The organism is Spiroplasma endosymbiont of Virgichneumon dumeticola (genome assembly GCF_964264745.1).
GTDB lineage: Bacteria > Bacillota_I > Bacilli_A > Mycoplasmatales > VBWQ01 > Spiroplasma_E.
The window spans coordinates 544,761-566,675 of the sequence record NZ_OZ183478.1 but is presented as its reverse complement, the minus strand read 5'-3'; the positions used below and the strand labels follow the sequence as shown (position 1 = coordinate 566,675).

Here is a 21,915-nt window from a genome sequence, read left to right as displayed (position 1 = left end):
AAATGGGAATACATGAAATTTTACAAATTATTGGTGATTGTTTAATGGCTATTGGTGTAATATTAGGTGGACATCATACTCTTAAATCACATTTAAAAGATAAACAAAATAAAATTAAAATGTCTAAAAAAGATAAAAAAGAATTAAAATTAAGACAAAAATTAGAAAAATTAAATACTGTTAATAATTAAAAAAATGCCTATTAAAGGCATTTTTATTTATAAACTCATGTGATTATAATCTCAATTTAATGAATGATTATCAGCATTGTTTAATGGTACTTCACTCATATCACTACCATACTGACTACTTGTTTCACTATTAATTGTAAATCTATTATCATTAATTAATCTTGCAGCTTCATTTGTAAATGATGTTTCTTGCATTTCTCTATCATGATTGGTTTCTATTGGTAATAAACTATGTGTAATTTCACTTGCACCAGCAATAATAGTAGGAATAGCACTTGCATTATCAAAACCATTATTAATACCAATAGCAACACCAGTTGATATTAAACATCCACCATTTGCCATATTTGCTACTTTACGAATAGTTTCAAAACGATTAGGTATTAATTCTGTAATTCCTGCCATAAGATTTGAAATACCATAAGCATTTAATGAAATATAAGTATCTCAATCCATTAAATTATTATCAGTAGTATTATTACTAAATAATAAATCATCTGGAAATGGGTCTACTGTTGTTGTAGTTATTGGATTTTCAGTTGGATTTGGATTGATATTTGTATTAGTAAATTTTGCATAATTTGCTAACCCAATTGTTCCTAAACCTAATAATATTTTTTTAGAACTATTAATTAGTTTAGTTTTAGCAGAAGGTCTTTGATTTAAATTTCATATATCTAAACCTAATTTTTTACCAAATAATAAACTATTAATACTGCCAAGTATTGGATTACCTATTAATTGTCCATAATAAGCACTTGTACCTATCATTGCTGAAATTGGACTAATTCCAGTTCTTATTAATTTAGTTAAAGTATAATTATTTGTTTCCATATTTATTCTCCTTTTATAAATTTAAATTTCATATTTCCAATAGTATCTCTATTATTGCCGCAAATAATTAAATATCCAGTTTGATTATTTTCTAATATTCATGAATAATAAATATCTTGTGGATAAAATTTTGGATATAAATGTAATGCTAATAAATAACATAAAGCATCTTCTTTATTTTTTAATAATCATACTGTAGGACATTTAATAATTTTTGGACTTTCTTCACTATAAAATCATTCAAGTTTAATATTTCTCATTATTTACTCCTTATTTTCTCTTCTTTTATTTCTTTCAATTTTTAATTTATGTTTATGTAATTTTTTATAACCCATTTTCTTTCATTTAATTTTCATTTTTTACTCCTTTTATAAATTTTTTCTTATTAAATTATTAAATAAACTGTAATTTTACTTTTATGAAAATTTTGATGTAACATTGCTCTTCATAAACTAAGATAAACATTATCACAAGAACAAATAAATAAATATTTTTGCATTATTTATTCTCCTTCTACCATTTTATGTTTAATAGACATTGGTAACATTCACATTTATTACCATAGTTATTCATTACAATAGGCAATTTCGCATTCATTACATCAATATACTGTCATTTTATTTCACTTCCTTATTTAAATAATATCAACCAATTAATAAACTATCTGCTTCATCATGATTTGATATTTTTATATTTCAACCTTGTTTAATTATTAATTCATTTGCTAAATGTATTTAAGTATTTTTTATTCATATAAAGTTTTTTTCAAATTGACTAAATGATTTTTTTACATATCATTTTTTTCATTCACTTGGAATTATTAACATATCTTTTGTTATTAATTTATTAAATTGTCCAGCAATAAAACCACGTAAATGTTCTTGAGTTTCATAACCAATACCATTTTTACTATGAAAAGTACCACGTTCAATAACTAAATCTAAATTATTTTTAGAATTAGTTAATTCATTTTTTAATTCTAAAGTACCATATATAACATAATGCATATCTCTATAAAAATTATCAATATAATTTTTTTTAAAACTACAACTACTAATTAATATTGGTGTATGGTGATGACATATTTCTTTACCACATCCACCATGACATCATTTAACATCTCATAAAGTAAATCCAGTATTTTTCATACTTGGGTCTACTGAAAGTAAATAATTAGTCATATTAATGCTTCTTTCCATATGTGTAACAATAATCACATATTCTAATGTAATCACTTTCGCAATTATCATTTTTATAAATTGTAAATCATTTATTAACTTTTTCTTTACAATACTCACAAGTAATTCTTATTTGTTGATTATTCATTATCAAATTCTCCATTTTCTATTTTTTCTAATAAAATATTTAATTCATCAAATAATGATGTATAAGCGCAATTCAAATTTTCATTAATAATTTCATTTAATAATTTAAGTAATTTTTCTTTATTCATAATTAAATTTCAAAATTTTCTATTAATTATTCTTCTTCATTTAATTTATTTAATACTTCTTCATAATTTGTATTAGTATTTGGATTATCAATATATATTTTTTCAGTTTCAGTAATAACTGCTTGGTCATTTTCATAAGCAGTTTGTAATTCAACTGACATAATGCCCCATTTTCTTAATAATTGAGTTAGTACAGTTTTAAGTGCCATTGCTTCAAAACTACTAACAATAAATTTTTTATTTTTTTTATAAGTTTCACTATAAGTATTAAAATGATTTTCTATTTCTTCTTTACTCATATATAAATATTTTTCATAACCATTTTTTAATTTAAAATAAGCAACATAACCAATTACTGGTGCTTTTAAACGTTCTAATTCATTTTGTATTCAAGTAAATTTAATACCTTTTAATCTATCTATTTTTTTAATTTCACCAAGTCTTACATCACTAACATTAATTTCTTTATATTTTTGACTTCTTAATGCTAATTGAATATAACCTTTATAACCCATTTGAAATTGTGCTTTACCTTTAAAAGGTACAACTCAACAATAACCAAAGTTTTTTTCTAATGGTAAATTTAATAATGTTGCTTGATAACAACTTTCTAATATAGTTCCTAAATTAGCATTTACTAAACCTAAATTATTTTTAATTGCTAATACATTACTTTTAAATCTTTGTATTTCTTTTTCATTAATAATACTCCCTTGATTTTTATTAGTAAATCATTGTTCAATAGTTAATTGATTTTTATTAATATTACTTAAATTATTAGTCATTTTCTATTTCTCCTTCTACTTTCATTTTTTAAATTTTTTAAATCTATTATCTAAATGTACTTCAATATTTTTATTTAGATTAATAACTAAATGACTATTAATAATAATTCAATTATTTAGATTACTATCTAATTTTTTAGGTAATTTATCAAATTCAATTGAATTACAAGAATAAATAGTTTTTTCTTTAATTGTTTTTTCAGTAATCATTTTTATCATTCTTTTCTATTCATATTTATTTATCCTTGTTTTTAATAAACTTAATTCATATTTAATTTGTTTTCTAATTTCAAATTCAATTGCTTCATCCTGCGCATATTCTAATAATTCATTTAAATATTTAATTTTTTCTTTAATTTGTTCTATTTCTTCTTTATTTAAATTATTCATTTTCATTTTTAATTTCTCCTTTAAAATATTTTGTTTTTGCATTAAATCATTCAATTAATAATTCATTTGTTATTTCAATTTCTATTTCTTTTTGTTCATTTTTATTTGTTAAATATACATAAGTTTTATTAAATAGACTTATACCATTAGCCAGTAACATACAATAATAAGCAGTTAATTGTAATTTAATTCTTTTTAATTTATCTTTATCAATACAAGCATAAGTTTTATAATCAACTAAATAATACTTATTTTGTAATTTATCTAAATAAACTAAATCTGGTGTTCCGGCAATATTATTATGACTAATTGGTTTTTCAATAATAAATTAAAAATTATTTTTATCTTTAAATTTTTCTTTTAAAAATATTAATGATTTTTCACAATAAGAATAATTTATTTCATTTGTTAAAGGTTTTAATTTTTTTAATAAATCATTAATAATATTTTCTTTATTAATATTAATTAAATATAATTCATTAAGTTTATGAACTCATTTACCACGAACTGCAGCATTTTTTAAAACTTCTGGTGATATATGACTATAACCAAAACCTAAATAATTATCAATAATTCTAGAAACTGATATTAATTCTTTATCTTCTAAAAAATATTGATGTGTATCTTTTTTAAAAATTAAATTATTCATAATTACTTAACCTTTTAAAACATTTATTACATGTTCTATTATTTATAGATGATTTTTTACGACAAATATCACAACTATTAGTAATAATATTACGGACTTCTCCCCACATGTACTTGTGGAGGAAACAATGAAATTGAATGAGTTCAATAATACTTTTCAAACTGAAAAACAATGTCTTGCATATATAGCAAGTTTGAAACAAAGCAAATGTATTAGGTGTTCTAGTTTTAATTTGAATACTTCTAATTTAAGAAAAATGAGATGTTTGAAATGTCATCAAACATTCAGTATTCTCACGGGCACTATATTTTCAAAGTCACAAACACCTTTAATATCTTGGTTTTATCTCATCTTTAGATGAATAAACACCAAACATGGAATTCCATCAACTGATGTTGCAAAAGAATTGGGAGTGACCTTGAAAACAGCTTGAAGAATGGGTCATAAAATCCGAAGTGCCATTGCTAAACAAGAACCTCAATTCATTGTTGAGGGCATAGTGCAAATGGATGAAATGTATCTTTCGCATATGGGTTTAAAAAACAAGGAAGATCCTTGTTGAACAAAACCTTGATTGTTGGTATTTATGAAAAAACAACCAACAATCTGATTGTGAAAGTATTGAAAAACGCAAACAGTAAAAATCTTTTGCAGTTTGCAATAAACCACATTTCTTCAAAGTGTGATGTACATACTGATTCTTGAAAAGGATATCGCGATTTGAAATCGGTTTTCACTAAGCATGAAACAGTTAACCATCAAGATGGCTATGTTTCAAAAACTGGTGTAAATACCAACCAAATTGAGTCAGTATGAAAACATATACGAAGAACATTTAAAACACATATAAAAGTTGCAAAACATCATATTCATTTATATGCAAAAGAATCTGCATATAAATTCAATAACATACCTAGTTTTGAAACTGTAATGCTATGTTTAATTTAAAAATGTGGGGAGAAGTCCGTAGATAGGCTTTTCTCAGCATTTATGTGATAAAATTTAAAAATAGTACATAAAGGGAGAAAAGCCTAATATTATTTAAATAAGTTTTTTTATATTCAAGATTTTCTTTTCATAAATACATATATATTCTCCTTTTAACTATTTATATCTAATTCCATTACTAATATTTCATAATTTGTAATAAATGCTTTTGTAGTAACTATTCTTTCATAAGTATTATCATTTAATATAGGATGTTTATAATTTTTATGAAAATTAATAGCATTTTCAATTTTAGTAAATACTTTATATTTTGTTTCATCTGTATAATTAACTTTATATTTTAATAAATAAGTATATTTCATGTTATTTTTCTCCTTTCTTAATTATTTTTTAATACGTATATGTTTGCGGTTCTTGTTCACTAGTGGTGACAAGACCTAAATAAATTAAATATATATTACTAATTATTTAATTTATGTTAATATATAATTGATAAGGTATGTATGTAATATATAACCCCCTTTATGTGTAATGATTTAAAAATAGAAATAAAACAGGGTTTATGGTTAAACTATTTCCTATGCGCTAATATAAATCAATCTCAATTAGATAATTTAACAATTCTATTAATATTTTAAAATCACGCTTTTATCCTGATATAGAAGTATTTACATTTCGTACTCACAATTTGACTTCTACGACAGTGGATTTAATTCTTAACAAAAAAAGAACGATAGTTATATCGTTCTTTGTTATCCAATTATGAATCTAAGGGTTAAAGTGATGCGCCCACTGAACAAAAACAAATTTAAAAAATTTGCATGTTAACCAAAGTGTTAACCAAAGAAGAAATTAAAGTACTTTCTAGAGAAAAACTTAATGATTATTTACAATATTTTTCTCCAACACAAGTTTCATACTTAGAACCATCTCAAGTTGAAGATAGTAACTATTAGAATTTGGTTTAGACCTGTTATATTACGTTTACTTTCTCCAGAACAAATTCAAGCAATAGAACCAGAATCAATTCGAAAATCTTTGTTTAAAAATAATAAGTTGAATGAAGAAAGTTTAACTAAAAAAGTATTATCATCACTGTCTAATATTCAATTAGGATTTTTGTATGATGAAGGTTTTTTTAACACTATTACTACAGAACAAATTTCATGATTAGAACCCAAACAAATTACATACTTAACTACTGTTAAAAAAATGGAAATTAAAATTGAAGCATTAAGTACAGCTCAAAATCAACGCTTACAAAATTGACTAATTGAAGCATTAACTCCTAAGATATATCCTAGTCTTGAAGAGATGAAAAATAATCAGTATTCACAACCAACTATTAAATCAACAAAATTGGTCACTTCTGAACTTCATTCTCATAAAAACCATAGTGAAGTAGTACCAATAAATAAAGATCATACAGAAATTTGAACTCAAACTCCTGAGTTAAATTCTAAACCTGAAGAAGTGAAAAATAATACACACTTAACACTTCCTACTGAGATAGTAGTTGAAGATAATAAAAACAATAGTCAAACAACATTATTAGTAGATATTACTAACAGTGAAGTAGTACCAATAAATAAAGATCATACAGAAATTTGAACTAAAATCACTAAAAATACTATTAATAATAGTGAAGCAGTAAACATAAGCAGCAAATCAAAACAAAAAGAAAATAAAATTAAAATATCTTCAGAATACCAATTGGAAAAATTAAAAGTTTGTACCGATGAGTTACCAAAGCCATCAAGTTCTAAAGGCACTAAAAAACAAAAACAATTAGTAGCAGCCTAGCAATTAACTTTATAATTCTTAAATACTAAAAAGAGAGTGAACTGTACAGTTCACTCTCTTTAAGTTTCATCCTAACCCTCTTCAGATACTGAAGGCAAAGATTTAACTGAATTAATAGTTGAAGGATTAATTTTAGTTTTATGTTTATTAAAAATAAAATCAAAAACATCAAGATAAAATTCAACAGCAACAATATTAAGTTTTCGTTTTACTTCTTCAGGAATATCTTCTAAGTCCTTTACATTGGCTTTCGGAATTAAAATCGTTTTTAACCCACTACGATTTGCAGAAATTGATTTTTCTTTTAATCCACCAATTGGTAACACATGACCACGAAGCGTAATTTCACCTGTCATGCCAATATCTTTTGAAACTGGCTTTCTTGTAATAGCAGAAATAATAGCTGTTGTTAAAGTAATACCAGCACTTGGACCATCTTTTGGAACTGCACCTTCAGGCACGTGAATATGAATGTCTCGAGTAACAAAGAAAGTATCAGGGATATTAAAGGTAATAGTATTAGCTTTAATATAGTCAAGAGCAATCGAAGCTGATTCTTTCATTACTTCCCCTAGTTTTCCAGTTAAGACTAAGTTACCTTTTCCTTTAAAGTGGTTAACTTCAATCGGTAAGATATCACCACCATATTGCGTATAAGCTAATCCAGTAACAACCCCAACTTGCGATTCGTTTTCTTTTTTTGTATAATCAAAGATTTGTTTTCCTAAATAATCTTTAACAGTGTCAGCAACAACTTCATCAGTAGTGATTTGTTTATTTAAAAGTTTAACGATGAATTTACGAGCAACTTTGTTTAAAAGTCTTTCTAGTTGACGAACACCAGATTCTCTTGTATAGTATTTAATCATTTCTTCAATAGAATTAGGTTTAAACTTTAATAATTTATTAGTTAATCCAGTAATTTCAATCACACGAGGAATTAAATATTTTTTAGCAATTTCTAATTTTTCTAACTCTGTATATGAAGATAGTTCAATAATTTCCATACGGTCTTTTAATGGTTCGGGAATTCCTTCCATATAGTTAGCAGTTGCTAAGAATACAACTTGTGATAAGTCATAATTTTCTTCAATATAATGGTCAGAGAAGTTAGCATTTTGTTCTGGGTCTAAAACTTCTAACATCGCACTAGCAGGGTCACCACGGTAATCAGAAGACATTTTATCAATTTCATCTAGTAAGAATAGTGGGTTAACTACCTTAGCGCGTTTCATACCTTGGATAATTCTCCCTGGCATAGCTCCAATATAAGTCTTACGGTGACCACGAATTTCAGATTCATCTTTAACACCACCAAGTGATACCTTAACAAAAGTACGACCCATGGCTTCGGCAATTGATTTCGCTAAAGATGTTTTACCAACCCCTGGAGGACCTACTAAACAAATAATTTGTCCTGGCATTGATTTCGCCATTTTTTTAACGGCTAGGTATTCAATAATACGCTCTTTAACTTTTTCTAATCCATAATGGTACTTATCAAGAATTTTTTTAGCATTGATTAAATCAAATTTTTCTTTGTTTTTTTCAAATCATGGTAAGTTCATCATTCAGTCGATGTAAGTACGAATGATATTTGACTCACTAGAAGCTTGGGGCATATCTTCATAACGACCAATTTCTTCTTTAACACGAGTTTTAATAGCTTCTGGAAAGTTTTCGGTTTCTAAACGTTCTAAGTAACGTTTCATTTCATTAGACTTACCATCAATTTCACCTAGTTCTTCTTTAATAGCACGCAGTCTTTCACGTAAGTAGTATTCACGTTGTTGTTCATCGATACGGTCTTTAATTTTGGCAGTTAAATCTTTTTCAATAGCTCCCACTTGTTTTTGACCACCAACATCTTTTAGTAACAATTCTAAACGCTTTTGAACATCTTCTTCTTGTAAAATTTCTTGACGTTTATTAATTGTTAGATATGGTAAAAACTGAGCCATTTTATCAATGATTTCACTGGCTTTCATACCATCGGTAATTTGACTAATTACGCCTTGTGGGATTGAGCCATGAACATCTAAGATAAATTGTAAGTTATTAACAATTTTTTGAATTAATTCTTCCTCTAACTCTTGTGATACTTTGGTAATAACTAAAGTTTCAGCATCACCAGTGTAAAAATTAGCATCATTAAATTTAGTTACTTTAACCCGTTGTTGACCATAAAAGGCAACAGTAAGCGTTCCATCAGGATGGGTTTTTCTGATTTCTACTTTACATAACGTTCCATGGTTATAAACTTCACTTAATTGTGGATTGTCAACTTTTGGATCTTTTTGTGAAACTAAAATAATTTGTGAATTAAAATAAGTTTTTGATTCATTAATAGCAGCAACAGATTTATGTCTACCAACTTCTAATTCCACTTCAACTGTGGGGAATACAAAACTTCCTCTTGTTACTAGTACGGGAATATTGTTAAGATTTTTTACTTTCATTGTCTCACCTCGAATAATGTATTAACTGGATTATAATATAAAACGTTAGCACTTGCAATAGTTAATTGCTAAATAATCTTTTTTTGTTTTATACTATACTTATTCAACAGTTATTCCCTCTAATTTATTTAATTCGTACTAATATAATTTTAATATATTTATGTTATTTATGACAATATTTACTTATAGTAGCAATATTTTTATATTTTTATTAAAATAACCTAACTGCTATTTTAAGTAGTTAGGTTATATTTAGTTAATGGACTACGCGCTAGTTTCTACACTAGGGACTGTTCCATTATTGTCTCATAATAAATCAAATGCTTTATTACGTTTTAAAGTTGTAGTAACTAGTGATAAATCTTTAATGTTCTTTTTAACTTCTTCGATAGTTACTTTAAATTGGTTAGCAAATCCCAATAAATGATTTTCAAATTCTGCTTCTGTTACTTCAATTTTTTCTTTTTCAATTACCTCTTTAATAATTAAAAAATTTTGTAATTGTGTGATAGCATCTTTTTCAATTTCTTTTCTAATTTCTTCATGACTAATACCGGTTGCTGCAATGTAGTTTTCAATAGTAAAATTTTGACTAGCTAATTGTTTTTTGAATTCAGCTTCTAAACGATCAGTTTCTATTTTTACAGCATAATTAGGAATGAAAATTTTTGAATTTTTAACAATTTTAGCAATTAATTCTTCCATAAATTGTTCTTTAATAGTCATGGTTTTTTGTAATTCAATTTGTTGTTTAACATTTACTAATAATTGTTCATAAGTTGTAACATCAGGAATATTAACATCTTTTACTAATTCTTCTAAGTTATCATTAATAGTCTTAGTTTTAATTTCATGTAATTCAACTTCAAATTTCACTAATTGCCCTTTTAAAGTAGCAACATGATATTCTTCTGGGAACGTAACTTCAAATGTTTTTTTAGTACCTTTTTTCATACCAACCATTTGTTCTTCAAATCCAGGAATAAATTTTCCAGAACCAATTTCTAGTTCCATACCTTTACTTTCCCCACCAGCAAATTTTTCACCATCTAAAAATCCAGTGAAATCAAAGATAGCCGTATCACCAAGTGCTAAGTCACCGTCTTCTTTAGGAGCAAAGATGGCAAAACGATCTTGTAATAATTTAATTTGTTCATCAACTTCTTCATCTGTGACACTTGGAGTTGGTTTAGCGATTTTAAGGTCGCGATATTGTCCTAATACAATTTCAGATGGTAAATCAAAGAAAAATAATATTTCACATTCTTTATCAGTATTTTTTATAATTTGAACTTCAGGTTGGTTATTGGTAGGCATTAAATCTGGTTTTTGACTTAGAGCAAAATCATAAGCGATACCAACGGCTGATTGAGTGGCCGTTTTAATAATGCTTTCTGGTTTAACATGTTTTTTAGCTAGTTTAGTAGGTACTTTCCCTTTACGAAATCCAGGAATTTCTACTTGATTAATTAGTTTAGTTTCTGCTTTGTCTAATTGTTTTTTTCAAACTTTATCATCAAGAATGACATGTCATTTTCCTTGACCATTTTTTTCATCTTTTATAATTTCTAATTTCATATTTTAACGCTCCTTATGTAATTTTTTGTTGTTTGATAATATTTAAGTACTTCTTAACTAGATTGGTAGTTGTCTGAAACTTATTAGCACTCGTTATTAACGTTACAGTAATGGATTGAAAACTGCAAGCATGAACATATAATGCTGCAGCTAAAGCTGATACTTGATTATTATCAGGTAATTCTGGTAAAAGATTTTCGAGATAACTATTTAATAAAAATAAACAAATATCATAGATACCAGGATTATCAATATGAACTTCATCCTCAAATAACTTCATAACACTAATATAAATTGGTAATTCATGGCATGGCATTAACTGTTTGGGATTAATTTGAAATGTACCATGAGTTTTAACCACTGTTATTGTTTCATCAATCCCTTGATTGCTTAATAAAAATAATAGTTGTGTTTTGTTAATATTATTAAAGTCTTTACTAGCAAGATATTTTTTGATTGCTGGCAAAATTAACCTAACATTATGGCTTTGTAAATAATAAAATGCCACCGGATGAAGTTCTTCATCGAATGGATTCATTAATACTTTTGTGATTTCTGTTAAATTTCATTCATAAACTTGTGGCTTAGAATTTACTCTAATATTAGCAGCGATTTCATGATATAAATCTTGTAAAGTAACTTCGTAGTTGCTGGGAATATAAGGCATTTCTAATTCATTTTTGACCAATTTCATAGCTTGAACTCATTCATTGGCATTAATGTGATGGTTAATTTTACCAATAACGTCTTGGTAATAACTATCATGATTTACCATTTTTAGACCTTCTTAGTATAAACTTTTTAATTGTAATGGTGCCCAAGAGAAGACTCGAACTTCCGACCCTCGCCTTAGAAGGGCGATGCTCTATCCACTGAGCTACTTGGGCTTATTACCATTATTAATATTAACTTGTTTGTGATGAAATTGCAATTGGTAATGGGGTTAGTTTTTAAAATTTTATGGAAAATATAAAATGTTTAGGCTTAAAAATTTCCCAAACCTCGTTTATAATTACTATTTATTAACCTTTACTACTTATTACTCACACTCTAAAGTTAGATATGATTATAAATTTGAATTTATACTCCAAGTCCCTGCCCAATACTATTAACAGTACTTTTAACATCTGTAAATGTTTTATTTAAATCGATTGGTGCAACTAATATTGGATTTTTATCAGTTAAAACTTTATCTTTCTCTTTTTTTCCTACACAAATTCGGGTAGGTCATTCATAAGCAAGAGTAACACCCAATGCAGTAACCTTAACAGCTGATTTTGAAGCTTGATAAATATTTTCATCATTAAGATTTTCAGTATTTTATTGAGTAATTTTAAATTATATAAGTTTTTTAAAATTTTCTTCTTGTTTTTCTGGAATCAAATATTTATGATTCTTTAAAATAGGAATAAAATTATCTTCAGTTATATTATAATGATTTTCAGGTTTTTCATCTTTAATGAATTGCTTTTTAGAAGGTCCTACTTCTACATCTCAATTAACTATATCGTTTGATTTATATAAGTTTTCTAAGTTCAATTTTTTTGTATTTATTTTATCTTTAAGTCCAACGAATTTTTTAAATAGTTCAATATCTAATTTCTCTTCATCTTGTTGAACTGTAAGGCCATCATACTTTCCTTCTTGCTTCTTAACATTTTTTAATAACTCTTCTAACTTAGAAACATTTTCTTTATTTTTAGTTTTAATTTCATGTACTTCATTTTCCAATTGTTTTTCTAAATTTTTAATTTCTTCGTCTAAATTCTTTTTTTTCTTCTTCAATGCTTGTTTTTTTTGAACTAAGTGCTACTTCACTTGTTGCTAATTCTTGATTACTATAAATTTCTGAAATGATTGTTTCCACATTAACTTCAAACCTATTTTCTTTAAAATATTCTTTTACATCAAGTGTATATGCTAATTTTTCTCTAAAAAATGCGCCTCTTTTCTTAATATTTTTTTCAATTGTTTTATTTCATTCATTAATTTTATACTTATATTTATCACTTAAATATTTACCAGGATCAATTTTCTTGTTTTCTTTTTTTAATTCTTTTTTTAATTTAGTTCATTCACGTGATTTATCACGTGAATTTCTTGTAGGAAGTAGTCAAAACGGTAAATTTCTCTCAAAAAAATTTGGTCGTTTTGTTAATAATCCTTTAAGTAAGACAATATTTGAAATTCCAAATTTTTCTTTTAAGTCTAATTTAATTTTTTCTGAAGTTTTATTAAATTTATTTTATTTATCAATTCATTCGCAAATCTTTAATTTTAAATTATTTACAGAAATTTTTTTAATGTTATTATTATAAACTTCAATTTTTTTAAGTCATGTTTCATAAACACCTAATGATTTTTTGCTTTTTTCTTTGCTAACAATTTCTTTCACACATGTTGACCCATCCAATGTATCAGCAGTAGCTGAATCAAATTCCACTAATGAAAAACTTTGTTTTTGAGAATCATTAATAAACACTACTTCAGTTTCTTCTGCAAATTCATCTCTAAATTCTTGACTTAAATAATGTATTTTTTTTGAATTATGTCTAAATCATTGGTTATATCATTTTTAATTTTAATTGTTTGATAATTAATTCCTTTACGACGTTTTTTAAGTTTTTTTGCCATTATTCTAACCCTTTCTGTATCTAATCTTGGATTGACAATAATTTATAAAATTTATTAACCTTCAAAATATAAAAAAAATAACTTTTATCGAAAAAACGATAATGATTTATTTAAAACATACTATGAAAAGAGATAATACAACAAGATTAGTTAATGATATTATTAAAACTAATGTTGGTGGTAAAACTTTAATTTATAGAAATAATCCAGTTATAACTGATGATTTAGATATTCCAAATAAAAAATATGTTGATGAAAGAATAAAATATTTAAATGTTATTAAATGAAAAAATGTTGGTACAAAAGAAAGTAATATTAAAATTAAGGCTTTTCTCCCTTTATGTACTATTTTTAAATTTTATCACATAAATGCTGAGAAAAGCCTATCTACGGACTTCTCCCCACATTTTTAAATTAAACATAGCATTACAGTTTCAAAACTAGGTATGTTATTGAATTTATATGCAGCTTCTTTTGCATATAAATGAATATGATGTTTTGCAACTTTGATATGTGTTTTAAATGTTCTTCGTATATGTTTTCATACTGACTCAATTTGGTTGGTATTTACACCAGTTTTTGAAACATAGCCATCTTGATGGTTAACTGTTTCATGCTTAGTGAAAACCGATTTCAAATCGCGATATCCTTTTCAAGAATCAGTATGTACATCACACTTTGAAGAAATGTGGTTTATTGCAAACTGCAAAAGATTTTTACTGTTTGCGTTTTTCAATACTTTCACAATCAGATTGTTGGTTGTTTTTTCATAAATACCAACAATCAAGGTTTTGTTCAACAAGGATCTTCCTTGTTTTTTAAACCCATATGTGAAAGATACATTTCATCCATTCGCACTATGCCCTCAACAATGAATTGAGGTTCTTGTTTAGCAATGGCACTTCGGATTTTATGACCCATTCTTCAAGCTGTTTTCAAGGTCACTCCCAATGCTTTTGCAAAATCAGTTGATGGAATTCCATGTTTGGTGTTTATTCATCTAAAGATGAGATAAAACCAAGATATTAAAGGTGTTTGTGACTTTGAAAATATAGTGCCCGTGAGAATACTGAATGTTTGATGACATTTCAAACATCTCATTTTTCTTAAATTAGAAGTATTCAAATTAAAACTAGAACACCTAATACATTTGCTTTGTTTCAAACTTGCTATATATGCAAGACATTGTTTTTCAGTTTGAAAAGTATTATTGAACTCATTCAATTTCATTGTTTCCTCCACAAGTACATGTAGGGAGAAGTCCGATTTTTTATTTTCTATAATAATATTTTCTAATTTATTTTCTGCCATAAGTTGGTCAATATTATCATATTCACCAATTGCTTCACTTACTGTCATAGTACCATTATTTAATCTTGAATTAATAATTTGGTCTTGTATAATTTGGTCAGTCATTGCTATAGGTATAAATTTAAATGAATAAGGTATTTCACCAATACCATTTCATAAATTTTCACTAATAAGAAGTAAATCAAATATACGATAAAAATAAGCACTATAAAATGCTATTTTAATTTCTGTTGTTTCCATATCAAATTTATTATTAAACATACTTTGTGTTTTATTAGTATAAACATCATTACCATGTTCATCATAATCATAACCTGCACCATTAAATATGGCTTTAGCAGTACCATTATAATCTAATCAATATTCACTAAATTTAGGGTCACCTTGAATAATTTGCATACCACCATTACCATTTTTATCATACTCTGCACTACCAACATTAACAAACATATCTTTTTTAGGATTTTCTGCAATATTACCATTTTCTTGCATTTCTTTAATTACATCATTAGGTAATGAAGCAAATGAAGTAGTAACATTTAATTCTCTTTCTAATCTTTTTTGTCTAATAACACGATTTAAATCATATATTAAATCTCATACTGCTGTACAATCTGGATAAGCATTTAAAGTAGTTTTATTACCATATAAATTAATAATTGGTAAATTAGTTATTTCAAAAATAGGAATATAATTAAATGGATTTTTAATTTCATAAGTTTTTAATGGTGTTATATTTGGTTTTAATTTAGTTCTTGTAGAACCTAAAGTAATATCTTCATTATTATCTTTATATGTTTCATATTTAACTTTTCCATTTTGTATTGTTACTTATGTTAAAGTAGCACTATCTGCTTGTTCATTAATAAAATAAGGCTTTTCTCAGCATTTATGTGATAAAATTAAAAATAGTACATAAAGGGAGAAAAGCCTTAATTATTAAGTTTTAGTATCTGTTATTTTAGTTTTTATAGTTTTAACATCAGGATTTTCTTTTGTTTGTACAATTAAATCTTTCATCCGATCTGCTACGTGCTCGACATCATTTCCGATCACAATTTGCGTAGCATGGGTATTTAATTTAATTATATTATAAGCACCTGCTGCTTTAATACGTTGCTCATCAATTTTAGTATTATCTAATAAATCCATACGTAAACGCGTTGTACAATTCCCTAATTCACGAATATTATCAACACCAATGGCGCTAATAATTTCCGTTGCTAGTAAATCATACTTAGCATTACCTTTCAATTTAGTATTTGCTAATTGCGTTTTTACTTCATCGTCATTACGACCAGGGGTCATAATATTGAATTTATTAATTAATAGTGTGAACGTTCCAAAGTAAGTACCAAAGGCAGCAATCGCTAATGGAAACACTCATAATGGATTAGCCAATCATGTTGGTGCTCATGACACTTTAGCTGAATAAGTTGCCATTTGTCAACTACGATAAAATGAAATCGCATAATCAATAAATCCAGCTGAAAAACCAAATCCTAGTTTAATTCCCATAGCCACAGTAATACCTGAAATAATTCCAGTAAAAATAGCATGGACAACTCATAGCAGTGGTGCTGCAAAAATAAAGGCAAATGCTAACGGTTCATCAATTCCTGTTAAAAATGCCACAAAAGCAACTCCTGCTAAGAAAACAAATGTTTCTTTACGCTTAATTTTTTTCGCACAATATCACATCGCAGCAGCAGTACCTGGCAATCCTCCTAAGAACATTGGGAAAAATCCAGATTGTCAAATTCCAGAACCAACAATTCCTTGTGCAAAAGCATTAATATCACCATTAACCATTTGGTTAGGTGCACCATCATATCCAAATTGCGAAATATCTGTTAAACTCTTACCATTAATTGGTAATTGGAATCATAAAAAAGTATTTAAAATATGGTGCAATCCAAATGGTTGTAAAATTCGATTAACAACACCATATAAAGTAGCTGCAGCTGGGGCAGCACCTTTAGTACCACCAATTCAAGTTCCCATTTCTGATAGACCAAATTGACATCATGGTCATACCACAGCAAATAAGAAGGCAACAGGAACCATTACTAATCCTACTATCATTGGCACAAATCTTCTTCCCCCAAAGAAAGCAAGATAATCTGGTAATATAATACTACTAAATTTGTTATAACAAACAGCAGATAAAATTCCGACAGTAATGCCACCAAATACTCCAGTATCTAGTTGATAAGCAAGACTAGTTGTTCCTTTTGTTCCATCATATGAGGTTTTCAAAATATATAATAATCTTGAAAATAGATCTGAATCAACCAATCCACCAGTAGCAGGGTCTGTTACTCTACCTGTCGTTGTTAAAACATTACGGTACATTAATCAGGAAATTCCTTTATCACCTAAAAAGACAGATAAAATTAAAAATGCCAATGTTCCCACGAGGGCAGCTTCACCGCGATTATCTTTTGCCAAACCAAAGGCCACACCCACAGCAAAAATTAGTGGTAAGTTATTAAACACAGCAGCACCTGGAGCATTAATAACAAAACCAATTCAATAACCAACAGAATATTGGGTAGCAATCGTTGGGTCTAAGCCAATGGCACCTAAACGATTTAATATCGCAGCAAATGGTAATACGGCAATTGGAAAGATTAGTACTTTTCCTAAACGCTGTAATTGATTAAGCATATTATTTTCTTCCTTTCTAAACTATTTAATAAAAATAAAACGGACTTCTCCCCACATGTACTTGCGGAGGAAACAATGAAATTGAATGAGTTCAATAATACTTTTCAAACTGAAAAACAATGTCTTGCATATATAGCAAGTTTGAAACAAAGCAAATGTATTAGGTGTTCTAGTTTTAATTTGAATACTTCTAATTTAAGAAAAATGAGATGTTTGAAATGTCATCAAACATTCAGTATTCTCACGGGCACTATATTTTCAAAGTCACAAACACCTTTAATATCTTGGTTTTATCTCATCTTTAGATGAATAAACACCAAACATGGAATTCCATCAACTGATGTTGCAAAAGCATTGGGAGTGACCTTGAAAACAGCTTGAAGAATGGGTCATAAATCCGAAGTGCCATTGCTAAACAAGAACCTCAATTCATTGTTGAGGGCATAGTGCGAATGGATGAAATGTATCTTTCACATATGGGTTTAAAAAACAAGGAAGATCCTTGTTGAACAAAACCTTGATTGTTGGTATTTATGAAAAAACAACCAACAATCTGATTGTGAAAGTATTGAAAAACGCAAACAGTAAAAATCTTTTGCAGTTTGCAATAAACCACATTTCTTCAAAGTGTGATGTACATACTGATTCTTGAAAAGGATATCGCGATTTGAAATCGGTTTTCACTAAGCATGAAACAGTTAACCATCAAGATGGCTATGTTCCAAAAACTGGTGTAAATACCAACCAAATTGAGTCAGTATGAAAACATATACGAAGAACATTTAAAACACATATCAAAGTTGCAAAACATCATATTCATTTATATGCAAAAGAAGCTGCATATAAATTCAATAACATACCTAGTTTTGAAACTGTAATGCTATGTTTAATTTAAAAATGTGAGGAGAAGTCCGTAGATAGGCTTTTCTCAGCATTTATGTGATAAAATTTAAAAATAGTACATAAAGGGAGAAAAGCCAAATAAAAAATGGTATGTTATAATAGAAAAACTAGTCCATATGGATTAATTCTATGTTTTTACCATTTAGTTTACTTGCTGCATCTTTGTCTAGAACAAAAATACAATTTTTATGGTTTTGTAAAGCAGAAGCAGTAACTTCAGAGTTTACTGGTCCTTCAATCATTAGTCTTGTCATCTCGGCTTTTGATTTCCCAAAAGAAACCATGATAACTTCGTTCATTTTTTCTAAAATAGTTTTAACTCCGACTGTTAAAGCAGAAGTTGGAGTTGTTTCTAAACTATCAAATTTCTTTTGTGCAACTAGTTTTCTTCTTGTTTCAGGTGTTAATTTTGCTTCATGTGTTCAAGAATCTAATGGTGTCCCTGGTTCGTTGTATGCCATATGGCCATTAATACCTAATGAGATTAATTGTAATTCAATGTTTCCATTCTTAGTAATTTCATCTTCATACTTTTGGGCAGCTAATTTAATATCAATAGCATTACCATCAGGGAAGTGAATATTTCCTGATGGTAAATTAAGGTCTTTAAATAAATGTTCTTGCATATAGTTAAAAAATAATTCACGATGGTCTTTAGCGACACCGACAAATTCATCTAAGTTAAAGGTAATGACATTTTCTCATGAAACAGGATTTTTTAAATCAACAGATTGGTTATTTAAAAAATTTGTTTCAGATTTAAAAGTGCCTTTATTTAACTGAATTAAATATTTATACATTAATAACGGTGTAACACCAGTTGCAAATCCTAAAATAGTTTTTTTATTTAAACTATTATTTTTTGCAATCTTAGCAGCGAAAGTAATAGCCAAGTATTCTGAGGCTGATTGTTCGCTTTTAAAGACTAAAACTTTTTGCACAATTGTGCCCTCCTTTTCAAAAATGATTTCCCACTCATTTAAACAATAATCCCACTGATATTCTAACACTAAAAAATAAAAATTAGTATTTTTTATCTATTTTATAAAAAATTTTGGAGAAAATATTAATATTGGTTTTTTATTTAGGATTAATGTTAAAAATAGTATTTGTTTATATATAAACAAATACTATTTAATAAAATGACAATATACTTAAAATTATTTAGCTTTGTTATTAGCAAAACAAGCAATGATTTTAGTTCGTGCTACAATTGCTACAGCTTCAATTGCAGTTTGACCAAAGATTCTGGCATCAAATAATTTCGGGTCGTTTTTAAAACTATCTTTTAAACTTTGTGCATAAGCAATTTTTAAATCAGTTCCCATATTAACTTTGCAAATGCCAGCGTTAATAGCTAATGCTAACTGCTCATCATCAACACCTGAAGCACCATGTAGTACTAGTGGAATTTCTGGCATTTTGCTAGCAATTTGTTTAATTAAATCAATTTGTAATACTGGTTTACCTTGGTATTCACCGTGTTGGGTACCAACAGAAATGGCAAGAGCATTAATATTAGTTTTATTTCTAAAGAGGATTGCTTCATCAATATTTGTATAAATATTTGTATCACTGTTCATATCGTCTTCTTTGCCACCGACATGGCCAATTTCTGATTCAACAGCAATTCCTAAAGGAGCTGCAAATTGCACAATTTCTTTGGTTTTTTCAATGTTTTCTTTTAGAGAGTATTTAGATCAGTCTAGCATTACTGAGCCAAAAGCAGTAGTGACTTTGGTTTTAATAAAGTGGGGGTCAAAACAATGGTCTAAATGTAAGACCACAGGGACTGTGGCTGTGTTAATGGCATTATTGGCAATGGCTAATGTATAGTCTAAGCCCATGAATTTAATGGCACTAGCAGTGGCCATAATAATTACTGGTGAGTGTTCTTGTTCAGCAGCAAGGATAATACCTTTTAAAATTTCTAAGTTATCAAAGTTAAAAGCAGGGACAGCGTATTTGTTGTCTTGGGCGTGTTTTAACATTTTTATGAAGTTACCTTTCAGTTGAATCACCTATTCTATGAGTTAATAATTTAATTATATAACGAAAAAAGTAATTGGATTAACTTTTCAATGATTTTAGGGGAAAACATTTTAGATTTTATTGAGCGTATTAAATTTAGATTAATTTGTTTGTTAATTATACTTTCGAATATAAAATTCTCAACAACTTTATAAGAAACTACACTAACTACAAATACATATAAGATATTTTCATTAATTTCTTTAATCTAACCCTAAATGCAATACGTTCACATGTTTTCTTTTCAAAAAATAAAAAACCCCTAATAGCAACATCTAGTTACTACAAAGATTTTTCAATCACATAATTTAATTATCAAATGTTTATAATCTATAACACTTAATAATTAAATTATAATCTAAAAGTTCAAAAAGTAAACACTTATTTTTGTTATTTTATAAAAAAATATCTACTTTTTATTATCCTCTTTACTATGTTTATTCTTACTTTTTTTATCAAGTTTTCGTAATACCTTTTGGTAAAAATCATGAAGACGATGTTCACGGCTTTGATAACGTTTATACATTAAATTGTTAACTCAAATATAAAAATATTGCAAACCAAAACACAAACCAAACACAACAACCACAGTTGCTGCTGCCAATAATCATCCATCTGGTTCAACAGAATAATCAAAAAAGAAATATGGATATCACGTATCACGTGGGGGATGTGGAAAGACATCGCCTCGAGCAATGCTGTCCATATAGTCTAAATAACGTAAATGACCACGAATTAAAATCACGATACAATAAATAGCTGGATAAAGCACAATTAATCATAAATCAATTTTATGTTGCTTCTTTAAACTAACAAAATTATGACCACAAGTTAACACAAAACTAGTAATCATGGTTATGGGCATAATTAAATGTAAAATAACGGTTGATACTCAATTATAAAAACTATACTGCTTAGGGTCTTGTTCTGCAGTAAAAATTCCTAACCAGAACACTAACATCGTAATAGTAATATAAACTGTTACTGCTAATCGCGTTTGAAAACTAGGTTTCGTTCCTCGAAAATGAGCATCAAATAAATACAAACAAAAATATATTACGACCATATAATTACTTTCAGTTGTAAAATAAGAATAGTAACTTCCTACTCGCTCACTATAACCTAAATCTTTAAATTTATCCATGGGGAAATAAATGGCCGAAATCAAATCAATAATTAAAAATAAAATCAACATAATTAACGCCGACAAACGCATGTAAAAATTGGATTTATTACTTAATTTATACATAAATACACCTACACTTCTAAATTAGTT

At 27.2% G+C, this 21,915-nt stretch carries 29 protein-coding genes and 1 tRNA gene; 7 read left to right on the top strand and 23 right to left on the bottom strand.

From position 1 onward, the window contains the following. Positions 1-2: 2 nt before the first annotated feature. Entirely contained in the window at positions 3-191 is a 189-nt protein-coding gene (locus tag ACFEL4_RS03615; protein WP_375317139.1) for a hypothetical protein, read from the top strand. Between the two features lie 27 nt (positions 192-218). On the opposite strand, the gene ACFEL4_RS03610 is transcribed toward ACFEL4_RS03615, so the two are convergent. The 9 genes from ACFEL4_RS03610 to ACFEL4_RS03570 all read right to left on the bottom strand — a co-directional run bounded on the left by ACFEL4_RS03610 (position 219) and on the right by ACFEL4_RS03570 (position 4,302). Next, on the bottom strand, positions 219-1,025 hold the full coding sequence (locus tag ACFEL4_RS03610) for a hypothetical protein (RefSeq protein ID WP_375318148.1): 807 nt from the start codon (positions 1,023-1,025) through the stop codon (positions 219-221). A gap of 2 nt (positions 1,026-1,027) precedes the next feature. Further along, positions 1,028-1,285 carry a hypothetical protein gene (locus tag ACFEL4_RS03605; protein ID WP_375318147.1) on the bottom strand — a complete coding sequence of 86 codons (258 nt, stop codon included), beginning with the start codon at positions 1,283-1,285 and terminating at the stop codon, positions 1,028-1,030. 474 nt (positions 1,286-1,759) lie between these two features. Beyond that, positions 1,760-2,275: a hypothetical protein gene (locus ACFEL4_RS03600; protein WP_375318146.1), complete on the bottom strand. Its 516-nt coding sequence runs from the start codon at positions 2,273-2,275 to the stop codon at positions 1,760-1,762. A 68-nt stretch (positions 2,276-2,343) separates the two neighbouring features. Beyond that, positions 2,344-2,478: a hypothetical protein gene (locus ACFEL4_RS03595; RefSeq protein WP_375318145.1), complete on the bottom strand. Its 135-nt coding sequence runs from the start codon at positions 2,476-2,478 to the stop codon at positions 2,344-2,346. 26 nt (positions 2,479-2,504) lie between these two features. Next, positions 2,505-3,263 carry a recombinase RecT gene (locus ACFEL4_RS03590; protein WP_375318144.1) on the bottom strand — a complete coding sequence of 253 codons (759 nt, stop codon included), beginning with the start codon at positions 3,261-3,263 and terminating at the stop codon, positions 2,505-2,507. Positions 3,264-3,278: 15 nt separating this feature from the next. Continuing rightward, complete coding sequence (locus ACFEL4_RS03585) at positions 3,279-3,482, bottom strand: hypothetical protein (protein ID WP_375316826.1); 204 nt, start codon at positions 3,480-3,482, stop codon at positions 3,279-3,281. 6 nt (positions 3,483-3,488) lie between these two features. After that, positions 3,489-3,659: a hypothetical protein gene (locus ACFEL4_RS03580; RefSeq protein ID WP_375318143.1), complete on the bottom strand. Its 171-nt coding sequence runs from the start codon at positions 3,657-3,659 to the stop codon at positions 3,489-3,491. Further along, positions 3,646-3,948, bottom strand: coding sequence for a PD-(D/E)XK nuclease family protein (locus ACFEL4_RS03575; protein ID WP_375318358.1), 303 nt, complete (start codon positions 3,946-3,948; stop codon positions 3,646-3,648). The genes ACFEL4_RS03580 and ACFEL4_RS03575 overlap by 14 nt, the downstream gene beginning before the upstream one ends. A gap of 33 nt (positions 3,949-3,981) precedes the next feature. After that, on the bottom strand, positions 3,982-4,302 hold the full coding sequence (locus ACFEL4_RS03570) for a hypothetical protein (protein ID WP_375318142.1): 321 nt from the start codon (positions 4,300-4,302) through the stop codon (positions 3,982-3,984). A 127-nt stretch (positions 4,303-4,429) separates the two neighbouring features. On the opposite strand from ACFEL4_RS03570, the gene ACFEL4_RS03565 reads away from it, so the two are divergent. Both ACFEL4_RS03565 and ACFEL4_RS03560 read left to right on the top strand, forming a co-directional pair. Then, positions 4,430-4,966 (top strand): hypothetical protein, encoded by a 537-nt coding sequence (locus ACFEL4_RS03565; RefSeq protein WP_375317285.1) that lies wholly within the window; start codon positions 4,430-4,432, stop codon positions 4,964-4,966. Beyond that, positions 4,861-5,250, top strand: a complete 390-nt coding sequence (locus ACFEL4_RS03560; RefSeq protein ID WP_375318141.1) for an IS1595 family transposase — start codon at positions 4,861-4,863, stop codon at positions 5,248-5,250. The genes ACFEL4_RS03565 and ACFEL4_RS03560 overlap by 106 nt, the downstream gene beginning before the upstream one ends. Positions 5,251-5,402: 152 nt before the next feature. On the opposite strand, the gene ACFEL4_RS03555 is transcribed toward ACFEL4_RS03560, so the two are convergent. Continuing rightward, on the bottom strand, positions 5,403-5,612 hold the full coding sequence (locus ACFEL4_RS03555; RefSeq protein ID WP_375318140.1) for a hypothetical protein: 210 nt from the start codon (positions 5,610-5,612) through the stop codon (positions 5,403-5,405). A gap of 574 nt (positions 5,613-6,186) precedes the next feature. On the opposite strand from ACFEL4_RS03555, the gene ACFEL4_RS03550 reads away from it, so the two are divergent. Beyond that, positions 6,187-7,053: a hypothetical protein gene (locus tag ACFEL4_RS03550; protein ID WP_375318139.1), complete on the top strand. Its 867-nt coding sequence runs from the start codon at positions 6,187-6,189 to the stop codon at positions 7,051-7,053. A 71-nt stretch (positions 7,054-7,124) separates the two neighbouring features. Here ACFEL4_RS03550 and lon read toward each other — a convergent pair whose 3' ends face one another. From lon to ACFEL4_RS03515, 7 genes are all read right to left on the bottom strand, one after another. After that, positions 7,125-9,512 carry an endopeptidase La gene (lon, locus tag ACFEL4_RS03545; RefSeq protein ID WP_375318138.1) on the bottom strand — a complete coding sequence of 796 codons (2,388 nt, stop codon included), beginning with the start codon at positions 9,510-9,512 and terminating at the stop codon, positions 7,125-7,127. Positions 9,513-9,776: 264 nt separating this feature from the next. After that, entirely contained in the window at positions 9,777-11,090 is a 1,314-nt protein-coding gene (tig, locus tag ACFEL4_RS03540; RefSeq protein WP_375318137.1) for a trigger factor, read from the bottom strand. A gap of 13 nt (positions 11,091-11,103) precedes the next feature. After that, positions 11,104-11,865 (bottom strand): DUF3196 family protein, encoded by a 762-nt coding sequence (locus ACFEL4_RS03535; RefSeq protein ID WP_375318136.1) that lies wholly within the window; start codon positions 11,863-11,865, stop codon positions 11,104-11,106. 36 nt (positions 11,866-11,901) lie between these two features. After that, positions 11,902-11,977, bottom strand: a tRNA-Arg gene (locus ACFEL4_RS03530). Between the two features lie 193 nt (positions 11,978-12,170). Next, the gene (locus ACFEL4_RS03525; RefSeq protein ID WP_375318135.1) at positions 12,171-12,344 is read right to left on the bottom strand and encodes a hypothetical protein; all 174 of its coding nucleotides are present in this window, start codon (positions 12,342-12,344) and stop codon (positions 12,171-12,173) included. A gap of 84 nt (positions 12,345-12,428) precedes the next feature. Next, positions 12,429-12,875, bottom strand: a complete 447-nt coding sequence (locus tag ACFEL4_RS03520) for a hypothetical protein (protein WP_375318134.1) — start codon at positions 12,873-12,875, stop codon at positions 12,429-12,431. A 460-nt stretch (positions 12,876-13,335) separates the two neighbouring features. Continuing rightward, a complete protein-coding gene (locus ACFEL4_RS03515; protein WP_375318133.1) occupies positions 13,336-13,572 on the bottom strand; it encodes a hypothetical protein in 237 nt (78 codons plus the stop codon). A gap of 253 nt (positions 13,573-13,825) precedes the next feature. Between ACFEL4_RS03515 and ACFEL4_RS03510 the strand changes: the two genes are divergently transcribed. After that, positions 13,826-14,137, top strand: coding sequence for a hypothetical protein (locus tag ACFEL4_RS03510; RefSeq protein WP_375318132.1), 312 nt, complete (start codon positions 13,826-13,828; stop codon positions 14,135-14,137). Here the strand turns inward: ACFEL4_RS03510 and ACFEL4_RS03505 are convergent. The 3 genes from ACFEL4_RS03505 to ACFEL4_RS03495 form a co-directional block, all read right to left on the bottom strand. Continuing rightward, positions 14,134-14,523, bottom strand: coding sequence for an IS1595 family transposase (locus tag ACFEL4_RS03505; protein ID WP_375316929.1), 390 nt, complete (start codon positions 14,521-14,523; stop codon positions 14,134-14,136). The genes ACFEL4_RS03510 and ACFEL4_RS03505 overlap by 4 nt on opposite strands. Beyond that, entirely contained in the window at positions 14,418-15,527 is a 1,110-nt protein-coding gene (locus tag ACFEL4_RS03500) for a hypothetical protein (protein WP_375318131.1), read from the bottom strand. Before ACFEL4_RS03500 ends, ACFEL4_RS03505 begins: the two co-directional genes overlap by 106 nt. Before the next feature lie 447 nt (positions 15,528-15,974). Beyond that, positions 15,975-17,705: a PTS transporter subunit EIIC gene (locus tag ACFEL4_RS03495; protein WP_375318130.1), complete on the bottom strand. Its 1,731-nt coding sequence runs from the start codon at positions 17,703-17,705 to the stop codon at positions 15,975-15,977. 75 nt (positions 17,706-17,780) lie between these two features. On the opposite strand from ACFEL4_RS03495, the gene ACFEL4_RS03490 reads away from it, so the two are divergent. Then, positions 17,781-18,152 carry a hypothetical protein gene (locus tag ACFEL4_RS03490; RefSeq protein ID WP_375318129.1) on the top strand — a complete coding sequence of 124 codons (372 nt, stop codon included), beginning with the start codon at positions 17,781-17,783 and terminating at the stop codon, positions 18,150-18,152. 58 nt (positions 18,153-18,210) lie between these two features. Then, the gene (locus ACFEL4_RS03485) at positions 18,211-18,600 is read left to right on the top strand and encodes an IS1595 family transposase (RefSeq protein ID WP_375318128.1); all 390 of its coding nucleotides are present in this window, start codon (positions 18,211-18,213) and stop codon (positions 18,598-18,600) included. 115 nt (positions 18,601-18,715) lie between these two features. On the opposite strand, the gene ACFEL4_RS03480 is transcribed toward ACFEL4_RS03485, so the two are convergent. From ACFEL4_RS03480 to ACFEL4_RS03470, 3 genes are all read right to left on the bottom strand, one after another. Continuing rightward, the gene (locus ACFEL4_RS03480) at positions 18,716-19,549 is read right to left on the bottom strand and encodes a glucosamine-6-phosphate deaminase (protein ID WP_375318127.1); all 834 of its coding nucleotides are present in this window, start codon (positions 19,547-19,549) and stop codon (positions 18,716-18,718) included. Positions 19,550-19,768: 219 nt separating this feature from the next. Continuing rightward, positions 19,769-20,599: a class II fructose-bisphosphate aldolase gene (locus ACFEL4_RS03475; RefSeq protein ID WP_375318126.1), complete on the bottom strand. Its 831-nt coding sequence runs from the start codon at positions 20,597-20,599 to the stop codon at positions 19,769-19,771. 449 nt (positions 20,600-21,048) lie between these two features. Continuing rightward, positions 21,049-21,888, bottom strand: coding sequence for a Pr6Pr family membrane protein (locus tag ACFEL4_RS03470; protein ID WP_375318125.1), 840 nt, complete (start codon positions 21,886-21,888; stop codon positions 21,049-21,051). Between the last annotated feature and the right edge of the window lie 27 nt (positions 21,889-21,915).